General features: G+C 45.5%; 11 protein-coding genes and 1 pseudogene. 4 read left to right on the forward strand and 8 right to left on the reverse strand.

Annotation, left to right across the window (positions count from 1 at the left end):
* Positions 1–29 precede the first annotated feature (29 nt).
* The 4 genes from BN1546_RS06175 to BN1546_RS06190 form a co-directional block, all read right to left on the reverse strand.
* Positions 30–1,487: a glycoside hydrolase family 32 protein gene (locus BN1546_RS06175; protein WP_090736547.1), complete on the reverse strand. Its 1,458-nt coding sequence runs from the start codon at positions 1,485–1,487 to the stop codon at positions 30–32.
* 26 nt (positions 1,488–1,513) lie between these two features.
* Positions 1,514–3,103 carry an ABC transporter substrate-binding protein gene (locus tag BN1546_RS06180; RefSeq protein WP_040102005.1) on the reverse strand — a complete coding sequence of 530 codons (1,590 nt, stop codon included), beginning with the start codon at positions 3,101–3,103 and terminating at the stop codon, positions 1,514–1,516.
* Positions 3,104–3,166: 63 nt separating this feature from the next.
* Positions 3,167–4,048, reverse strand: coding sequence for a carbohydrate ABC transporter permease (locus BN1546_RS06185; RefSeq protein WP_090736550.1), 882 nt, complete (start codon positions 4,046–4,048; stop codon positions 3,167–3,169).
* Positions 4,049–4,063: 15 nt separating this feature from the next.
* A complete protein-coding gene (locus BN1546_RS06190) occupies positions 4,064–5,026 on the reverse strand; it encodes an ABC transporter permease (protein WP_013369665.1) in 963 nt (320 codons plus the stop codon).
* A gap of 512 nt (positions 5,027–5,538) precedes the next feature.
* Here BN1546_RS06190 and BN1546_RS06195 point away from each other — a divergent pair.
* Entirely contained in the window at positions 5,539–6,579 is a 1,041-nt protein-coding gene (locus BN1546_RS06195; protein WP_090736552.1) for a substrate-binding domain-containing protein, read from the forward strand.
* 297 nt (positions 6,580–6,876) lie between these two features.
* Here the strand turns inward: BN1546_RS06195 and BN1546_RS06200 are convergent, their stop codons facing one another.
* On the reverse strand, positions 6,877–9,315 hold the full coding sequence (locus tag BN1546_RS06200) for a rhamnogalacturonan lyase (RefSeq protein ID WP_090736555.1): 2,439 nt from the start codon (positions 9,313–9,315) through the stop codon (positions 6,877–6,879).
* Between the two features lie 370 nt (positions 9,316–9,685).
* On the opposite strand from BN1546_RS06200, the gene BN1546_RS06205 reads away from it, so the two are divergent.
* The 3 genes from BN1546_RS06205 to BN1546_RS06215 are packed head-to-tail and all read left to right on the forward strand — an operon-like array spanning position 9,686 to position 12,496.
* Complete coding sequence (locus BN1546_RS06205; protein ID WP_013369662.1) at positions 9,686–10,270, forward strand: RNA polymerase sigma factor; 585 nt, start codon at positions 9,686–9,688, stop codon at positions 10,268–10,270.
* Positions 10,242–11,441, forward strand: coding sequence for a DUF4179 domain-containing protein (locus tag BN1546_RS06210; RefSeq protein ID WP_090736557.1), 1,200 nt, complete (start codon positions 10,242–10,244; stop codon positions 11,439–11,441). Before BN1546_RS06205 ends, BN1546_RS06210 begins: the two co-directional genes overlap by 29 nt.
* A 53-nt stretch (positions 11,442–11,494) precedes the next feature.
* Positions 11,495–12,496 (forward strand): DUF5643 domain-containing protein, encoded by a 1,002-nt coding sequence (locus tag BN1546_RS06215; protein WP_176702324.1) that lies wholly within the window; start codon positions 11,495–11,497, stop codon positions 12,494–12,496.
* Between the two features lie 279 nt (positions 12,497–12,775).
* Here the strand turns inward: BN1546_RS06215 and BN1546_RS06220 are convergent.
* The 3 genes and pseudogenes from BN1546_RS06220 to BN1546_RS06230 all read right to left on the reverse strand — a co-directional run bounded on the left by BN1546_RS06220 (position 12,776) and on the right by BN1546_RS06230 (position 18,797).
* A pseudogene (locus BN1546_RS06220) lies at positions 12,776–16,076 on the reverse strand (DUF5704 domain-containing protein).
* Between the two features lie 17 nt (positions 16,077–16,093).
* Complete coding sequence (locus BN1546_RS06225; RefSeq protein ID WP_090736560.1) at positions 16,094–17,026, reverse strand: copper amine oxidase N-terminal domain-containing protein; 933 nt, start codon at positions 17,024–17,026, stop codon at positions 16,094–16,096.
* Between the two features lie 472 nt (positions 17,027–17,498).
* A complete protein-coding gene (locus BN1546_RS06230) occupies positions 17,499–18,797 on the reverse strand; it encodes an alpha-glucosidase/alpha-galactosidase (protein WP_090739133.1) in 1,299 nt (432 codons plus the stop codon).
* Positions 18,798–18,891: the final 94 nt, after the last annotated feature.

Raw genomic sequence — 18,891 nt, forward strand, 5'->3', positions numbered from 1 at the left:
ACCTTCCAGTATGGATTATGAAGAAAATCTCATTTCAGCGCATAAAGCTCCAGCGAAAATAAAGTTACCTGCTCTTCCGATGGGAATATTTCAAGCCCCTTAGCTTCTGCGTCAGGAAATATTAAATCGGTAATGGCTACCTGTCCGCGATCGAAAAACACTTCAATAGACGAGCGATCCACATAGAGGCGGATGTCCATTCGATCTGGTAAGATTCCTAGTGAGGTCCCATGTCTGACTGCAAAGTCTTCATGAAAATCCGAACAGCCTGACCGTGTCCGGTCGACGTATACTTCCTGCGCGGCGGAAGTATAACCGACGAGTGTCTCTTGTTCATCCGATACCCGCACCTTAAAGCCAAAGTCTCCGGTAGTTGCAAATTCAGCCACAAGTTCGTAGCAATCCAGTTGCAGGGCAGACAATGCGTTCCGCACTTCCTCCCAAGATGGCTCTGTGAGTGACAGGACAGGAGTTCTTAATCCCTCCAGTTCCCGAACAGGGCGCTGAATAAGTGCCACTGTGCCCTTTCTCGTTTCCAGTGCGAGTTCACGCGGAATGGACATGGCACCTCTCCAGCGTTCCGTCGGGGTCTGATTGGCATATCTCCAGTTGCTCATCCAGCCCATAAACAGGCGTCGTCCGTCCTCTGCCGGGATATCCGACCAGCACACACCTGCGTAGTTATCTCTGCCATAATCGAGCCAGCGGACTTTTTCACTTTCCACATCTGCCACAAATGTCGTCCCATCAAATTCACCCGTAAAATACTGTGTTCTGGACCCTTCCCGAATCTCCGGATGATCACCGATACTTACGAGCATAACCCACTTTACCTGTGACCTCTCCCCATCAACCCATAACGGAAATAAATCCGGACATTCCCACACCCCGTCATGGCTACCGATGCCGTGTCCAAATTCACTGGCAAACACCCATTCCTTCAGATTCGGAGAATGATAGATTCGAACCGTCTGACCGCAGGCCAGCACCATCACCCACTGCTCTGTAGGCTCATGCCAGAACACTTTGGGGTCACGAAAATCAATGCAATGCTCATCCTCCAGTACCGGGTTGCCCGCATATTTAATCCAGCTTTCACCTGAATCTGTACTATAGGCGAGGCTCTGGTATTGGCGTATCTGATCCGTGTTTGGAAGCGAATAATGATGAGTGAAAATAGCTACCAAACCCGGCTTGCCTTCAAAAAAACCGGACGTATCCCGCTCATCCACCACGGCGCTCCCGGAAAAAATCGTTCCTAGCCCATCCGGCTCCAAAGCAATCGGCCGCTCCTCCCAGTTCACCAAATCAGTACTGACCGCATGCCCCCAATGCATAGGACCCCACGTTGTGCCGAATGGATGATGCTGATAAAACAAATGATAACGTCCTTCAAAATAAACCATTCCGTTCGGATCATTCATCCATCCGTTTTTCGGTGAAAAGTGATAGGATGGGCGGTATTTCTCTTGCCTAACAACGTTCATATATTCCATCTCCCTCGAAAAAAGAATCATTTACTTGCGTTTCTGTCATAGCCCGCCTGTTTGATTTGCAACCATTCCTGTAATCCCAGACTGTTCAGTTCCTGCAAATATTCCGGCCACTCCTCTTCGACCTTGCCATTCTGGTACCATTCCGTACGTTTGCGGAGAACGTAGGCGAATAGATCGGTTTCAATGGTCGATAAGCGGTCCAGCTCATCTATAGAGAAAAACACCTTAGGGTAATTATGATCTGCTTGCATATGGGGAACCATCACCTTTTTGAGCAAACCCAATCGCCATGTGGCATCTTCTGGCTGGGTTGTGTATTTTCCGTAGTATTCATCCAATACAGCTAACGGTCCGCCAATGTTCGTCTTTTGTCTGATTTCCACCGGAGCCGAGCCTTCCAGCGGCAGATGCTTCAACATTCCCTTTGCCTCATCATACTCAAAGATATTTTTCTGCTTCGTATCCCCATAAGTTCCCCAGTTGTTCTGTATGGACTGGATCGGATCATACAGCTGGTCAATCCACTTGGCGGTCGCTTCCAGCTTCTTATTAGCACTGGTGATCACCATGCGCCCGCGATCGAAGCCGATGCCATTCGTCCGTGTAACATTCACACGTCCATCCGGTCCAGCCAGCGGCGGCATGAGATCGTATTTTTTATTCGGGCCTGTAATATTAGCCTTATCCCATGTAAAGTACAGACCATAGCGGTGATCCTTCCCTTTGGCCAGATAAGTGTTCCAATCCTGCTGGGAAGACTCTATGTCCACCAGCCCTTCCTTGTATAAATCATGAATATATTTGATGGCTTCCTTATATCCGTTATCCGCTGCTGTAAAAACGACTTTCCCATCGTTCGTCACTACTGTATGATCCCAGTTCTCTCCAAGCCCAAACGCCCCGTATAAAAAGGCCAAATCCTCGCCGCCGGGTTTATCTATAAACGATAACGGAATCTCGTCCGCCTGCCCGTTGCCGTTGGGGTCCTTTGTTTTAAAGGCAATCAAGACCTGCTTCAGCTCTTCGGTTGTTGTCGGCATGGACAAGCCCAGCTTGTTCAGCCACTCTACATTAATCCACGGCAAATCATCTACGGACTGGATCGCTTCTTTTCCTGTTCCCAATTCTTCAATCCACGGAAAGGAATAAATATGTCCATCTGGCGCAGTCAACATCGCTTTATATTCCGGGGATTGCTCCAATACCTTTTTAAAATTCGGCATATGTTGTTCAATCAAATCCTCCACCGGAATAATGACACCGTCTTTGGCCAGCTTGAGTAAGTCGTAATCCGAGTAGCCCGCATCGAACACTGCATCCGGTAAATCACCGCTGGCAATAGCCAGATTCCTTTTTTCCACAAACTGATCACTGGTAAAATTCTTCCAACGAATATGAATGCCTGTTTTTTCTTCCAGCCGTTTGTTGATCAGCTTGTCGTTCGGGTCTGCCGGAGCGAGTGGAGAGCTTTGGGTTATAAAGTTGAGCGTCACTTTTCCATTCACATCTGTTGCATCGCTCTCATTAGAGGAATTGCTGCTGCCGCAGCCGGAAAGAACTAAGATCGCCGCCAGTGCGGCAAATGAGGCAGTTTTGACTGTTTTCATCTGGATGACCTCCATCGGATAAAGGTAAAATGCACGTGTAGCAAATGAAGTTCCCGGCATCTTTTATTTTAAGGAGCCGACCATAACGCCCTTTTCAAAATACTTTTGGAAAAAGGGATACATCACAAGTAGCGGAAGACTGGAGATGACAATTGATGAATATTTGATCATTTCCGAAAGACGTTTCAGTTCTGCCATTGCCAATTGATCACTAATCATGCCAGGCATCGTCTGATTTTGGATCAGGATCGATCTCAGCACCAATTGAAGTGGATGCAGCTGTGCATTATCCAGATAAATCATGGCATCAAAATAAGAATTCCACTGACCGACAAAGGCATATAGCGCAATGACAAAAATAATGGGTTTGGATAGCGGGAGCACGATTCTGAAAAATATGGTCCAGTCCGAGGCTCCGTCCACGTTGGCAGCTTCTTTTAATTCATTGGGTACACCTTTAAAGAACGTTCGGGCCAAAATCAGATCCCACACATTGATTGCACCGGGAAGAAGAATGGCCCATACGGTATCCAGCATCCCTAAATTTTTGACCAGCAGGTAAGTTGGAATCAGCCCTCCACTGAAAAACATGGTGATGATAAACAATGTCATAAAGAAATTCCGCCCTACCAAGCTGTTCACCGATAAGGCATAGCCAGCACAAATCGAAACCGTCACAGAGATCAAGGCGAAGCATGAAGAATAGAACACCGAATTGGCAAATCCACGGAGCATCGCCGGGTTGGACAAAATTTTCCGATATCCCTCCACACTCCAATCCGAAATACGGAAGGATAGCCCTTTGCTTAACAAAACGGTCGGGTCCATAAACGATGCTATGACGATATAACCTAAGGGAACTACGATAATCAATACAGCTAGAGTGAGCACAATATAATTCACACCTAGGATGTAGCGGTCCAGATTAGAATGTTTGACATGCATAAAGAGGCTCCTTTCCTAATAAAGCCCTTCTCCCTCATTGAGCTTCTTGACGATAAAGTTAACGGTCAGCAGCAAAACCACATTAATCACCGAATTGAACAGCCCGACCGCTGCAGAATAGGCGTAATTACCGGATTGCAAGCCGACTTTATACACATAGGTAGGAATGATTTCAGAAGTAGGCAAATTCATGGATGTCTGCATGAGATACGCCTTCTCAAACCCGATCGACATGATTCCTCCTGCTGCCAAGATAAAAACAATCGCCATAATGGGTTTAATCGTCGGCAAATCAATATGCCATATGCGCTGAAGCAGGTTGGCTCCGTCCAGACTTGCTGCATTATGCAGCTCGGGATCAACATTAGCTAGCGCAGCTACATAAATGATTGAAGACCACCCCGCCCCCTGCCAAATTCCAGACAGGATATAAATCCAGCGAAAATATTCAGGCTCTGTCATAAAGATCACAGGGTTGCCGGTCACCGATGCAATGATTTGATTCAGGGGCCCTGTCGGAGACAAGAAAATAAACAGCATACCCACAATGACAACGACCGAAATAAAATTAGGAGCGTACAAAACAAGCTGGATATTCTTTTTCAATCCCGCCTTGCGGATTTGATTCAGCATGACCGCCAACAGGATCGGTACAGGAAACCCGAGTACAAGCCCGTAGAAGCTCAGTTTCAGCGTATTGAAGAAAATATCTGTAAAATTGGGTGAGTCTAAAAATTTAGTAAAGTATTTCAGTCCAACCCAGTCACTTCCCCAAATCCCCTTGAGCGGGCTAAAATCCTTGAATGCAATAATTGCCCCGTACATCGGAACATACTTGAAAAGAATCGTAAGAATCAGCGCAGGCGCCAGCAGTACGTAAAGAAAATAGTTCTTGCGAATATAGTCTAATTTACTGCGAATGGTCCTTTGCTCCCCCAGTGCGACATTTCTCTGAGCTGCCTTAGCCAAGTTGGCCATTTGCCTTCCCCCCATCTGTAATAGCCGTCTGTATAATACATTTGAAAAGGCTTACAATTTTCATCTTCAATTTACCAAATCAAATTATCATCCGTCAATAACTTTTGTAAAATAAATTATTTACATTTGACCAAAATAATATTGTCAATTTGAATCTTTGTAACAAAAAATAAAATAATCATACCCAATAATCCAAATATGAAAGTTCCCCATTCACAATGACCGCTTCACTTATACGGCACTAATCTCCCCTCTCTGTTTCAATGAGCATTTTTTTATCCAGCTTATATAAATTTGAATTTCAGTTCATTTTTTGATCCGATGAAGATAAATATAGGCTATTAAGCAAACTTCACAAATGTAAAAATAATTTAGTCATTTGTAATGTCAACATTGCTATTTTATGCGAACTATTATACATTTAGGATACATTTTAGGTCTGAACGGAGAGCTGGCAGAGGCAACTGTACCTCTCAGGCAATCCATTTATTAAGTGAAGGTGGAACCAGTCTATGAAGAAAGAAAAAGTCACCATTCAAGACATTGCTGACGCTTTGGGAATCTCCCGAAATACCGCCTCCAAAGCGATTAACGGTAGTGACAGCATCCCGGCTGATACTCGGAACAAGGTCATTAAAAAAGCGATCGAACTCAAATATAAGCAATTTGCCTATGTGGAAACAGACAGCATCATCCCTAAGAACCAAGGTAACATTGCCCTGTTTACATGCAATCTGCCGAACAGCTCGCATTTTGGCTCCTTTCTGATCAGTGGGCTGGAAAAAAGAATAAGTGCAGAAGGGTATAATTTGTCGATTCATATTGTGCGGGAAAACGAAACCCAAGCGGGAACACTTCCTAATAATTTTGAAGCCTCCAAGGTTGACGGAATCATTTGTATTGAAATGTTCGATTCACAGTATAGTGAGCTCGTTACGAGTTTGGGATTGCCCACAATCTTTATTGATTGCTCGGTGGACATTTTTTGTCCTGATTTGAAAGCGGATTTATTGTTGATGGAAAATGAACATAGCGTTTATTTTGTTACCAAAAGCCTGATTGATCGTGGATTTGCGCGGATCGGTTTTGCTGGGGATTATAAACATTGCAAAAGCTTCAACGAGCGGTGGGTTGGATATAACCGTGCTTTAATCGAAGCAGGCCTAAGTGTGGATTTATCTTGCTGCATCGTTGATCAGGACCGAAATTTTTTCTCCGAATCGGATTGGATGGATAAGCAATTGGAGGGTATGAGTGCGCTTCCGTCCGCGTTCGTATGCGCCAATGATTTTATCGCCGTCAGTGTCATGAAAGCGCTCAAAAATAAAAACTTGAAAATCCCTGAAGATATTGCTGTGTTTGGGTTTGATAACGCTCCTGAATCCCGGATTGTGGAGCCTCATTTATCCACTGTGCATATCTACAACAACGAAATGGGGATTACGGCGGCTGAGATGCTATTGGCACGGGTCAAAGATCCTTCCAGACCTTATCAGATTACGCATATCAGAACAGAGCCGATATTTAGAGAATCGACTCCGACATTGCAGTAGCTGGTGAGTGTAAAAAAAGGTGTTCTTGCAACGCTCCGCGAACGGAACGTTGCTCCAATCGCTGTTGTATCTGGATTTTATTGAATAGCTTAGTGGTAAAAATCTGGATACAAAGGCGACCCTGACGCTTTTTCGCAATCGTTCGTCCTCTCCGCTGCTTTCAGCAAATTGCTATTTTGAAGATGTTCTAAAAACCATCCATACAGACCTTAGATAAACCGTCTATACTCTTCAACTTTAATAATACAAAATGGCAAGCCTCTAAATCATCAGAGACTTGCCATTTTTCAAAGTCTATTAAACTGATGGATGCGGAGATACCTTCATTTCATCGACTTCTTTTTCATCTACCTCCGTTGCCTCTATCTCATCCGCTTCGTCACTGCTCTCTTCATTCATCAAGGCTCTTGGTGTGTAGAGCTTGGGAATGGGCACGTTCGCCCAATCCATATCGGATGCAAAGTAAAAGCTTGTGTAGGACGGCTGGTTATAGCCGGTATTTTGACGCGCCACATCCGCACGATACTGCGGGTCATGCATCAACGTGTACAATTTATGCGTTGTGGGCTCGGTACTCAAATAGATACGAATCGCTGAGCTATCCGCTGTACGGACAAGCATTTCCTCGCGCCAATCTCCGAAAATGTCAGCGACCAACGATGGCGTTCCTTTGGTATAATTGTTCGTTTTGGTGCCTGATGCGGTTAGTAATGTGCCTCGTTTCCAATCTTCAATGGTTGGGGTTACGTCGATCGCCCCGTTCACGATTTGTGTGGTCATATCAGCCGCCCATTTGATACTCATATTGGTACCCGGCATCTTCGTATCCAATTGTTTGCCCGCAGCGGTCCACAAGCCTATGGCCCAAGTCTCCAGTCCTCGCTGTTCAGGGTCTACGTCACCGACCATCCCCCGGCCTGTATCCTTCCCGGAATATCCACCGTAGAGGACTTTACCCGTTTTGGCATCCCGCAGCGAATAACCATAAGGGGCATAGGTGCCGCCTTCATGCACCATAAAGATTTCTTTTCCTGGCCTATCAGGGTCAATATCGGTCACATGCAGCGCGTCGCCGTGTCCCAATCTGGCGGTTTGGCCCGGAATTGCGCTTTCAGGAGGCATAACATCAAATGAGCTGTACAGTAGGCTACCATCATGGTCAATCGTGGCGGAGCCATATACAATTTCGTCTTTGCCATCTCCATCCACGTCTGCCGCACTCAGCGAATGTGCTCCTTGTGTAGTCAAAGTGCCGAATTTCGGGTCCGTTCCATCCCGTCCGTGTGGGCTATCATTAAACGGATTGGTCATTGGCGCCCAACCACTGTCCACCATCCAATGTTTTTGGAGATGACGACCATCCCACGTGTAAGTGACCAAGGTGGAACGCGTATAATAGCCACGTGCAAATACGGCATATGGTTTACGTCCGTCCAGATATGCTACCCCTGCCAGAAAACGATCCACGCGGTTAGCAGGTTCAATCCGGGCCATAGCATAGTCTCCCCACATAAGACCGTCGTCATGGCGCTCTGGCTCATAGCGAATCGTCTCCAGCTCAGTCCCCGTTTTTCCTTTGAAAATGGTCAAATACTCCGGCCCATCCACAATGAAGCCTTCAAATTCTCTCAGCTTGTTTTTGTCGCTCCGCGCAGGAGCATACACATCCATAAAGTAATCCGTCAGGCTTTCCGCATCCTTTCGGGATAACGGGTAGCTGTATTTTGGAGCAATACCAAAACACTCCTCCAGCGTAGCAGGCCACTGCCCCTTGACCACTTCTTCATGCTTCGTCCAGTTCATAAACATGTTCACCACATGCTCATAATAATCCGTGCGGCTCAAACGATAATCATCCTTATGTGTAATTCCAGCTTTGCGATCCTCACGGGGCAGGGTAATATATTTTTCTTTCTTGGGTTTGCCCTTTTTATCAAAAGTAATCGTTTTGGTCCCTGGAGCCGTCTTGAACATCAGCTCGGCTTTGCCATCGCCGTCAAAATCATACACCATCATCTGTGTATAGTGCGCACCTGAGCGAATATTCACACCGAGGTCAATTCGATACAGTAGCTTGCCCTCGAACGTATACGCATCGACATACGTATTTCCGGTATACCCCTTCTGAGATACATCTTTGGAGTTAGATGGGTCCCATTTTACAAAAAATTCATATTGGCCGTCTCCGTCTACATCCCCCACACTCATATCGTTGGCCGAATACGTATAGGATTCACCTGCAGGTGTTACGCCATCAGCAGGCTTTTGCAGAGGAAGCTCATAATAACCCTGCTGCCATGGCTTCACTTTGGCACTGCGATCCTTCTCTTTCCCTTTAACGACTGAAGCGACCCTGTACACCGCATTTCCGGTTCCTTCCTTATCCAGATAATTGGTGCTGTCCGTCACCGTTGCGATTTTCTTGCCATCACGGTATACGTTAAAGTCCGCTCCTGTCAGCCCTGTTGAACTGTAGCCGTTCACTTCTTGGGCCAATAACCGCCAGCTTAAAAATATACCCTCTTGCGTCGCCGCAGCCACCAGTCCGCGATCCAGCTTTTCCAACTGAATGCTGCCGCTACGATTCTGTTCTACTGCGATTGATGATTCTGCCTGCAGCGTGGGTTCGGACAAGTCTTCCGCAGCCACTCCCCCAGTCGTCCCCGTCATCGCCAGCATTGCTGCCAACGCGGCGGTCAAGGTTCCCTTTCGCCATGCGCCCTTCCTTTGAGCCATCCAATTCGTCCTCCTCAATTGTATTGTGATGACAAGCAAACACCCAAAATGATTGCGCTTACATAATTTAAATTCCTTATTATTATAGTTTTGCCGTTCCTCCAAACGCGTTTAAATATCCGTGCATTTCTCTACACAAATCCGTGTTGTTGTTCGTATCAATTAAAATGTGCCCATTAGCCCCCGTACTAACGGTTCATTTCGTGAACCGACTATGTTAGTTGAAGTGAACATATCCAAATATCATAAGATGATAAAATGGACGAGCTGTGATCAAAACATACATACCCTATCAAGGTTTCACAAAAATGATGTCACAAAACGCCCCGTTGCGATTGTTATATAGACATAAATACAAGGAGGTGAGCTCTTGCAGGCAACCATCCCCGGGGATCAACAGGATAAACACAGCCAGATTGAGCTGGCCGTAGAGCGCGTCAAGGCTGGTGAACAGCAGGCTTACGAAATCATTATTCGACAATTCGAGCGGCAGATGTACACCTACTGCTTCTATATTTTGAAGAATCATGAAGCCACAGAGGACGCTGTTCAGGACATTTTCATCAGAGCCTATGAGAATCTTCATCAATACAGCAGACAAACCAGCTTCTCGGCATGGCTATACAAAATGGCCTACCATCACTTAATGAACATCAAAAAGAAGCACAGCCGCTGGCTCAGACTGGTTCAACAAGTCAAGGAACAAGATCCAATCGTCCAAGTATCACCTTATAAAAGCGTAATTGAAGAACTCCTGACTTATCTTACACCGGAAGAGCGTCATATTCTGCTACTGAAGGCTGTTGAGCAATACAGCTTTGAGGAGATTAGCAACATCATGGGTTTGAAGTCGGCAACCATCCGCAAAAAATATGAGCGGCTTCGGCGCAAGCTGCTGGACCACAGAAGCAAAGGAGGACTTGTTAATGGACAAACGCCCAACACCACCTTATGAACGCGAAATGGACCAGTTGGAGGATTGGATCAATGAATCAGTCATGCCCAGAGGCAGTATGAGTGATCAAATTATGAAGGAGATTGAAAAAAGAGCCATGCAAAGAAAGACGACGAAATCGAAATTTGCAAAACGGGCTGTTCTGGCGGCATCCGTAGTTGGCATATTAGGGACAGGAGTGGTAGGCGCCGGGTTTGTATCACCCACGATGGCAGCCACACTCAAGCAAATTCCCGGAATTGGCAGTATTTTTTATGGATTGAGCTCGGATGAAATTCAGACTGCTGTAGATAAGGGCATTCTCAGTCATCCTAATGAAAGTGTGACTCATGACGGAATTACGTTGACATTAAGCGATGTTCTGTATGACGGTACACGCCTGTCTTTCTCCATTGAGCGTCAAGGCGAGAATATGCCGGAAACCTCTATGAATCCTTATATACCTATGGATGCCAAAACTGAAAATAGCGATGACGAATGGGTAAAGGCACATAAAGTGCCTGAGAAGGATCAGCTTAAGGGGTACCTTAAACGTCCAGAAGTACTGATAAATGACAAAAAAGTGGACTCTCGGCGATTCGCGTTTGGGGATGATCCAGGCAAAAATAATTCAGTTATAGGGGAATACATGCAATTAGACTCCCTGCCAGATGAATTTGATTTGACGGTCAGAACTTCAGTTACAGGTGTTGACGGGTTGTATGAATTTAAGGTTCCGGTAAAAGTGGACAACACCATGATTGCTGTCCAGCCGAATGAGACAAAAACCATTGGTAGCTTCAGTTATACCGTGAAGGAACTTAAATCCACCCCAACAACGACTCGGCTAGTGCTAGACAGTATAGGTGAAGTGCCTGCTTCCCCGGAGCAAACGGGAGAGTATGCGCCAACGATGATGTATTACGATATTGTGGATGATCAGGGCAACGTTATTGAGCAACGCCAATTCGGTTATTTCTACAGTAAGCCTAGAACAAAATACCATGTGGATGAGCTGTATAATGCACTTAAGCCAAATACAAAATACGTGACGATTAAGCCTTTCACCTTGACCGTCAAGCCGGCTGATTGGAGTATTGTCGGTGAAGGCATGGGATCTGACGGCAAGCATAAAAGAGGAGATAAAACGTACATCAAGGAACTCGAAATGAAGATTCCCCTGAATAACTAATCACCAATTTTTTCAATACATGAATTTCATTTCATGAGAGGAGAACATATCTAATGAAACAAACAAACTTAAAATTAACATTCCTAAAACGGGTATTACTTACAACTTCCGCTTTCGCGATAATAGGAACAGGAGCAGCCATACCAAAAAACATATCCCCCATTGCAGCAGCCACTAGTGACGCGAAATCCGCGCAAGCCGCTTCTTCCAATCTGAGCCTAACGCAGGACGGGGTTACACTGAAGCTTGGCGATGTGTTTTATGATGGCACACGCTTGTCCTTCTCCATCGAACGTGAAGGCAAAAATTTACCTGAGGGAGTCATGAGCCTGTACCTCCCAGTAGATGCCAAGGCCAGTAAAAGCCTCAAGAAGTATATGGTTCCTGAGAAAGATCAAAAGAAGGGCTATATCAAGAGGCCTCAAATTCTGATTGATGGGAAGGCATTTAAAGGCCTTGGCTCGTTCGGAGACAAAGTATCTCAAAAGAACGCCGTAGAAGCTGAATACAATCAGTTGGATGCACTTCCAGACGAGTTTGAAATGACTATCCAGGTAGGGGTTACCAGAATCAGCAAGCCTTTTGAGTTTAAAGTCCCTGTTAAAAAGGACGGTAATATGGTGAGTATCAAGCCAAATAAAACCCAAAAGAGTGGGGATTTCAGTTATACAGTCAAACAGCTCGATATTGCCTCCCGTACAACCCGGCTGGTGCTAGACAGCGAAGGTCAAGTGCCTGCATCTACCAAGCAGACAGGAAAGTACGCTCCATCCATGATGTATTATGACATCGTAGATGATCAGGGGAAAACGCTTCAGCAACGGAGAGTCGGCTTCTATCATAGCAAGCCTAGAACGAAGTATCATATTGATGAGCTGTACAGTGCTATAGGCAGCAAACCCCAATATGTGACGATCAAACCATATACATTTACAGTCGATCCCTCTAATTGGAGTGTTGTCGGTCAAGGCAAGGGAGCCGACGGGAAATATAAAAACGGAGATAAAACATACATTAAGGAACTCGAAATGACCATTCCCGTGCCAGCCCAATAACATCGATGCAAGAAGCGAGCAAGCCTGAAAGAGAATCCAGGCTTGCTCGTTTTGTTTACTTTACGTTAAGCCATTCCTTCCCCTGCTTACTTTACTGGTTCTACTGGTTATACTAGTGCTGAAGTGGCTTCAATTATCCGCTCACATTGCACCTGCACAGTAAGGGAGCATCGGTAAAAAAGCTGGAAAGCAACCGAGCGCTCTACACAGGAGCTTGTCAAGCTTGTACAACATCGTCAAGGATAGGTTTAGTTTACCCTTAATTGGTATATCTCCTAATTAGTGAGGGACAAAGGAATTGAAGTCGTCCCGACTAGACTGGTCTGCATGATAAAATACTATATCCCCATCCTGTAAATGAAAGCTGTGTCCGTATGGGTCCTTTATCTCTCTGCGATATCCTTCCAGTTGCCATTGGTTCAAAAGCGGGCCATTGATATATTGCAAATGTGGATGCTCGGTGTCCCCCTGACGGAGCGATTCCAAATTAAAACGAACCACTATAAAGCCTGTCTTCTTGAATAGATCTGTATGTTCGTTTAATTCCCTCTCTCGGCTTACATTACGTAAATCCGTCCCTTTGGTGACCGCGTACACATCGGCAGGCAGACTATACTCGCCATACCAGCGCTGAATCGCCGCATTCGCACGATCGGCATCCACCCCCTCCGGCAGGTCTGTCTTAGGACCGATCAAGGTACGTACAGCCGCAGGCAGCACCAGCCAGTCGTAGCGTCCAACCCAGGTCTTGCTGCGTGTGATACGCTGGGCATACAGCGCCACATAACGTTCCAGCGTTAACTGACTCCGCTCTGCTTCACTCAGTCCATGTTGATATTGGTAGGCTGCTGTATTCTGCATTTCCTCCATAGGGACATTGCGTAGCCGTTCATTCAAAATAACATATCGCTTCTCCCGGTCCTCCGCCGATCCTACACGGATAAATTTTCGACTGCCTGCATGTGTATACAGATCTACCTCTTCCCGCTGTCGCCCCTCTTTGCTCACCCAATAAAATGAAGGGGTAATGCGAATTCCATCCCGGGCGCTGAACATATTGCCTTTGGTTTTGAGGTCAAACTTGAAATGATAGCCTGTCTTGACCGCCACATTTGCGTAACCTTCAAATGGATGACTGCCGGGACGAACAGGCAATGTGAAGGGCTCCGGGTTCCCTCTAGGCAACCCGTCAATATTGCCAAGCCCTGTCCAATAGGACAGGCCGCTATGCATCGGGCTTCCTTTTTGCAGTCGAAATATACGCTCCCAATGGTAATCTGCAATATCCGTGATATGAAAATCATACATCCGTCCGATGACCTCAATATTCACCACATCATTGGCAACATGATGGGCGAGATCCGTGTTGGCATGGCGCTGCTCGGTGAATCCATCCGGTGCATTTTCGGCAATGGTGCGGAACTCGACTGTATAATTGCCTTCATCGACCCATACAGGCAAATAAAAGTCTGTGTCCAGCTGTAGTACCGGAATCTCAATCCAGGTACCTCGCGGATAAAAATGCGTCTTTCCTTTGTCGTACACATCGAATGGAAAGCGCACCTGCTTGGTTCGTACATATTTGGCATACTCCCGATCACCATAGCCGGGAATATTCAAATGCGGACCTGCTGTCGAAATCGTCACCCGGAAAGGACGCTCCAAAATAAGTGCGGATCGTCCCTTCGTAGGTTGGGTTTTCTGATTATGAGCAGCATCATCCGACACTGTAGACAGATTCACTACGGGAGTGTGGACAGTCACTGTATTGATCCCCTGTATCGGCAACGTTTTATCCGCACCTCCATTGATATTTCCTTTGAGAATAGCGTAAGTGATGTCACCACTGCTGGGCGTGTTGGGCTTATTCATCTTATGCTTATCAATCACATGATTCGGACTGTACAGCACATCAGCCCCAATTGCTCCGGAAGAAGGAATCACACCTGGTTTAGGGCCATTTACCTTGACGCGCTCTGGATTCATAATGAGCTTGTTTTCAAAGGTCAAAGTATCGTTCTCCACTTCAATTTCCTTAACTGCCTCCTCTGCCTTAGATTTCAGTACACTGCGATCATCAGGCACACTGGGCTTGCTGCTGCCGCCGTTTTTGCTACGACTACCTCCATCCACTGTCCCTGGTGCAGGGGGCGGATAAAAGTTACCCTGGGTCACCGCAATATAGGAAGGGGGATTATAGGATTGCGGAAACAGGGTGATTGCTTCATTGGGTAACGCATAGTTTCGGAGTGAAGCCTCTTTAATACCATATACCTCCAAATTGTCTATCTTCCAATAGGAGCACGGACGGACGATTTGGTAAGTATAAGTTCGCTTCACCGTCTCATTCCGCCGAGATTTTTTCTTAGGCCGCCAGGTCAACCGATATTCCCGTTTTACGTTCACCGTATATGTACACTGACCCGTCATGTTCACAAACTTATGTTGAAAAAGATATCTCTTGGCTTGCACATGACCGTACAGGCTTTCAGAGGTAGGAATACCTTTGGATACGTCAAATCGTTCCCGACCACGCTGGTCCGCTTTGATCACGGCAGATACTACTGGGTCCAACTCGGCAGTTTCCAAGCGCAGACCTGGAACGGGACGGGAGCAAACAACACCTTTCGTTGGCTGTTCATTATCTTGGCAATTTGAGGGCGCTCCCTCTTGGCTTTCTCCAGGCTTCGGACAGCCCTGAGCTTCTTTGTAATACAAGTAAGCGGTAAACTGTTCAAAAGAACCGTCATAGGTAAACCCAGGTACAATCCCCGGCAAAATATCTCCGCTTGGCGGTTTACCTGTCGTGCTCTTCTTGTAACCCACATACTCATATTTCGGATTGGTTGGCGGGGTGAAATCATACGGTTGATTAGGTTTTAGCTCATCTTCTATTGGTTTAAATACGTTGTTAAGTGACTTTCCGTCAGTTGTAAAATGCTTGACGATGAGTGCGCTCTCTAGTTCGATTTTGAATAGGATGGGCTGGTAGATGCGCCAAGCCTCTACTTCTTTGGCACAGGTAGGGCAAGACTCGTCTTTAATATTTAAAGGTTCTTCCGCATCCAGAAGCATATTTACGGTTACGGGGATAACTGTAGTGTCGGTACCAATACCTTGTTTTTGAAAGGGACGAATTTCATTACTTGTTTTGCTACTATTGCTCGTTGAATCACCACTGATAGCTCGTCTATAATCTTCATAGTTATCGGATCTTGATTTTGAGAAATACTTTTTATAGTCAAGATTCTCTTTATTTATTTTAGGTTCATATAAACTCGCTTCGACACTTTTAATTTTACGACCTGGAAATTGAAATTTGTACGTAAAGGTAGCTTCCCCATACATATGTTTATTCGGTTGTTTTTTTTTGTGTTACCCATTCCCCAGCGGTGTTCTTCCACATATCAAAGTACATCATCCCAACAAAGTAACGATTGTTCTTATCTGGAAAATAAGAGAGTGGCGTGATTTCTGTATCTGCCGCCACCATGTTAGTAGGAAAAGAGAATGGTGGGAACTGAAAAAATAACAGTAACCCCACCAAAAGTGCAATCAGAAGGTGTTTGGTCTTCTTCATACAATCTAATTTCCTTCTCATGAATTCACCATCAACGGGATATATTTATCTGACCAGCCATCAAACCCAATATATTTAATATCATTTATTTTGAATGATTTATAATTTTTAACTTTATCAAACAATTCATCTCTTGAGGAATAAATAGGGTAATACAACGTTTTTGTTCCATCTCCATTGTTGCTAGTTAGATCAGGTACAGGATAGCGATATCTGATTTCATTATTGTTTGTGATATAAAAAATTCCACCTGCTGAAGAAGTAGTTCTAACCCTCATTTTCATATATGTTGTGCCTTTGTCGTTAGTATACGGCTCAATGGAATATAAATCACGCAGAAGCCTCACTGGTAAGTCAGATGATTTAAAAATTAGTACCTTACTGTATTTTTCGCCATCTGCATTTTCTAAAAGATACGATTTTGTTGTAAACGCCTTTTTATACGGCTCAATACTAACTGCCTGATGCCCTGTGTCCTCTAACGCAGCGATTTCCTTCTTCCCAATCCAGACCCAGCGGCTGACCTTATCCCATTCTACCGTCTGTCCCAAACCCTCACTCACTAACCGCAGTGGTACAAAAGTACGGTTTTGCTTCAAAATAATCTTCGTTTCATACGTTTTGGTCTGCCCATCCACGGTAGCGGTGTTTTGCCCCACTGTCATATTAACGGCATGTGCATCATTTTTTATCGACACAGCTAATTGGCCGCCTGTTTTCTCCCAGCCCACCTTAGCACCCAATGCCTCGGATACAAACCGGATTGGAACCATTACATAATCGTTACCATCCTGAAAAGGTTTGGCATCCGGGAACTGTATTTTTTTCGCATTTAATAAGACTTCAATTGGTTTGGTGCTACTTGCCGCCTCCGTCGTTGGAATCGTACTTGTCCCGCCCCATAGCAACGCGACTGCGGTCAAACTCAACACCCATTTTTTTATACTCATCTCTCGATCCCCTTTGTCTGCTTAAACTTTTAAACTATGTATATCATCTCTAATCTCATAAACTTATCGCATCCCCACTTTCGGAAAATACTGGATACAACTTATATATTATAGGGTTTCCCAATTACAAAATCTATAAGAAAAATAACTAATATAACTACTCTAAAAATCATTTCCTATGAGAAACCTCTCCCTCTAAATCATAGAATGGCCTCCTTATTTAACTTATATTTTCCGCAAAATCCAACAAAAAAGGGCTGCCTCTCCCCTATGAAGGAAGAAACAGCCCGTGTGCTTCACGCGCAAAAACTATGAAAATATCAGTTCATACCATATAAATTGTTCCAGCATCATCCAATATTTCTTATATCATAAATCATAACAGACTAAAAAGCAAACGTTACTTTTTTCTCACAAAGCAGGAATCCCGGCGAACTTTTGACGCCCCCTGCCCCCCATTCATCTGCCTCCCTTACACATAAGCTGGAAGCCACGTCCCGTGCGCTGCAATCAGGTCGTCGCACAGAGAAACGATATCATCCATGGATAATTCAGCCGAGGTGTGCGGGTCCAGCATAGCGGCGTGGTAAATGTGTTCTTTTTTCCCCGTCATTGCAGCTTCAATCGTTAACAGCTGGGTATTAATATTCGTCCGGTTCAGTGCAGCACATTGAGGCGGCAAATCCCCGACAAAGGTCGGTGTAACCCCATTACGATTGACTAGACAAGGTACCTCTACACAGGCTTCCTTCGGCAGATTGGTAATCAAGCCTGTATTCATCACATTCCCGCCAATGGCAAAGGGCTGATTGGTTTCGATTGCCTCAAATATATAAGAAGCATATTCGTTCGACCGTTCATGGCGCAGATCCTGATCGCCCAAAAGTTCCTCACGCATCGTCTCCCAGCGTTCAATCTGGCTCACGCAGCGGCGCGGGTATTCATCCAAGGGAATATTGAAGCGTTCAATTAGCTCAGGATATGCCCGTTTGATAAAATACGGATGATACTCTGCATTATGCTCGGACGATTCCGTAATGTAATAGCCGAATTTCAGCATCATTTCAAAGCGTACCATATCATGATGCTTTTCCCGCTGCTTGGCGACAGCCCGTTTTTTAATCTCAGGATACAAATCCACCCCATCCTTGCTCACTTCGAGCAGCCACGCCATATGATTGATGCCTGCGATCTTTGCCTTTACACCTTCCTGCTCCAAGCCGAGGCTTTTGAACAACTCGGGTATACACGCCTGTACGCTATGACACAGCCCTACTGTACGGACACCACCGTGTACGTTCATCACGTTCGTCAACACAGCCATCGGATTGGTATAGTTGAGAAACAGTGCATCCGGGCACACCTCGCGAACGTCTGCCGCAAAATCGAGCATCACCGGAATCGTTCTTAAATTGCGGAAAATACCGCCAATACCAACCGTATCAGCAATCGTTTGGCGCAGTCCGTATTTTTTGGGAATCTCAAAATCTGTAATCGTACACGGATCATAACCGCCCACCTGGATGGCATTTACTACATAGGCCGCTCCACGCAGTGCTTCCTTGCGGTCAGTGTAGGAGCGGATCACACAGGTACTCCCCGTTGTTTTTTTCAAATTGGATAAAATATTTTCCGAATCTTTCAGCCTAACAGGGTCAATATCGAACAACGCCAGTTCAAAGCCCTGCAAAGCAGGTGTCAACATACAATCGCCAAGCACATTTTTAGCAAACACCGTACTGCCTGCACCCAGAAATGTAATCTTGCTCATACTTTGTCCCCCATTCACATTTTGTTCGCAGCTTTGCACCTCAAATGCAAGGATACCCATCGCCCCTCTCCCCCTTTGCAGGAAGAAAGTGACG

This window comes from Paenibacillus sp. Mc5Re-14 (assembly GCF_001049835.1).
Lineage (GTDB): Bacteria > Bacillota > Bacilli > Paenibacillales > Paenibacillaceae > Paenibacillus > Paenibacillus polymyxa_C.

Bases quoted from the DNA above. Each gene is read 5' to 3' on its own strand.
- BN1546_RS06175 (WP_090736547.1), bottom strand. From the start codon at position 1,487: ATGAACGTTGTTAGGCAAGAGAAATACCGCCCATCCTATCACTTTTCA.
- BN1546_RS06180 (WP_040102005.1), bottom strand. From the start codon at position 3,103: ATGAAAACAGTCAAAACTGCCTCATTTGCCGCACTGGCGGCGATCTTA.
- BN1546_RS06185 (WP_090736550.1), bottom strand. From the start codon at position 4,048: ATGCATGTCAAACATTCTAATCTGGACCGCTACATCCTAGGTGTGAAT.
- BN1546_RS06190 (WP_013369665.1), bottom strand. From the start codon at position 5,026: ATGGCCAACTTGGCTAAGGCAGCTCAGAGAAATGTCGCACTGGGGGAG.
- BN1546_RS06195 (WP_090736552.1), top strand. From the start codon at position 5,539: ATGAAGAAAGAAAAAGTCACCATTCAAGACATTGCTGACGCTTTGGGA.
- BN1546_RS06200 (WP_090736555.1), bottom strand. From the start codon at position 9,315: ATGGCTCAAAGGAAGGGCGCATGGCGAAAGGGAACCTTGACCGCCGCG.
- BN1546_RS06210 (WP_090736557.1), top strand. From the start codon at position 10,242: ATGGACAAACGCCCAACACCACCTTATGAACGCGAAATGGACCAGTTG.
- BN1546_RS06215 (WP_176702324.1), top strand. From the start codon at position 11,495: ATGAAACAAACAAACTTAAAATTAACATTCCTAAAACGGGTATTACTT.
- BN1546_RS06225 (WP_090736560.1), bottom strand. From the start codon at position 17,026: ATGAGTATAAAAAAATGGGTGTTGAGTTTGACCGCAGTCGCGTTGCTA.
- BN1546_RS06230 (WP_090739133.1), bottom strand. From the start codon at position 18,797: ATGAGCAAGATTACATTTCTGGGTGCAGGCAGTACGGTGTTTGCTAAA.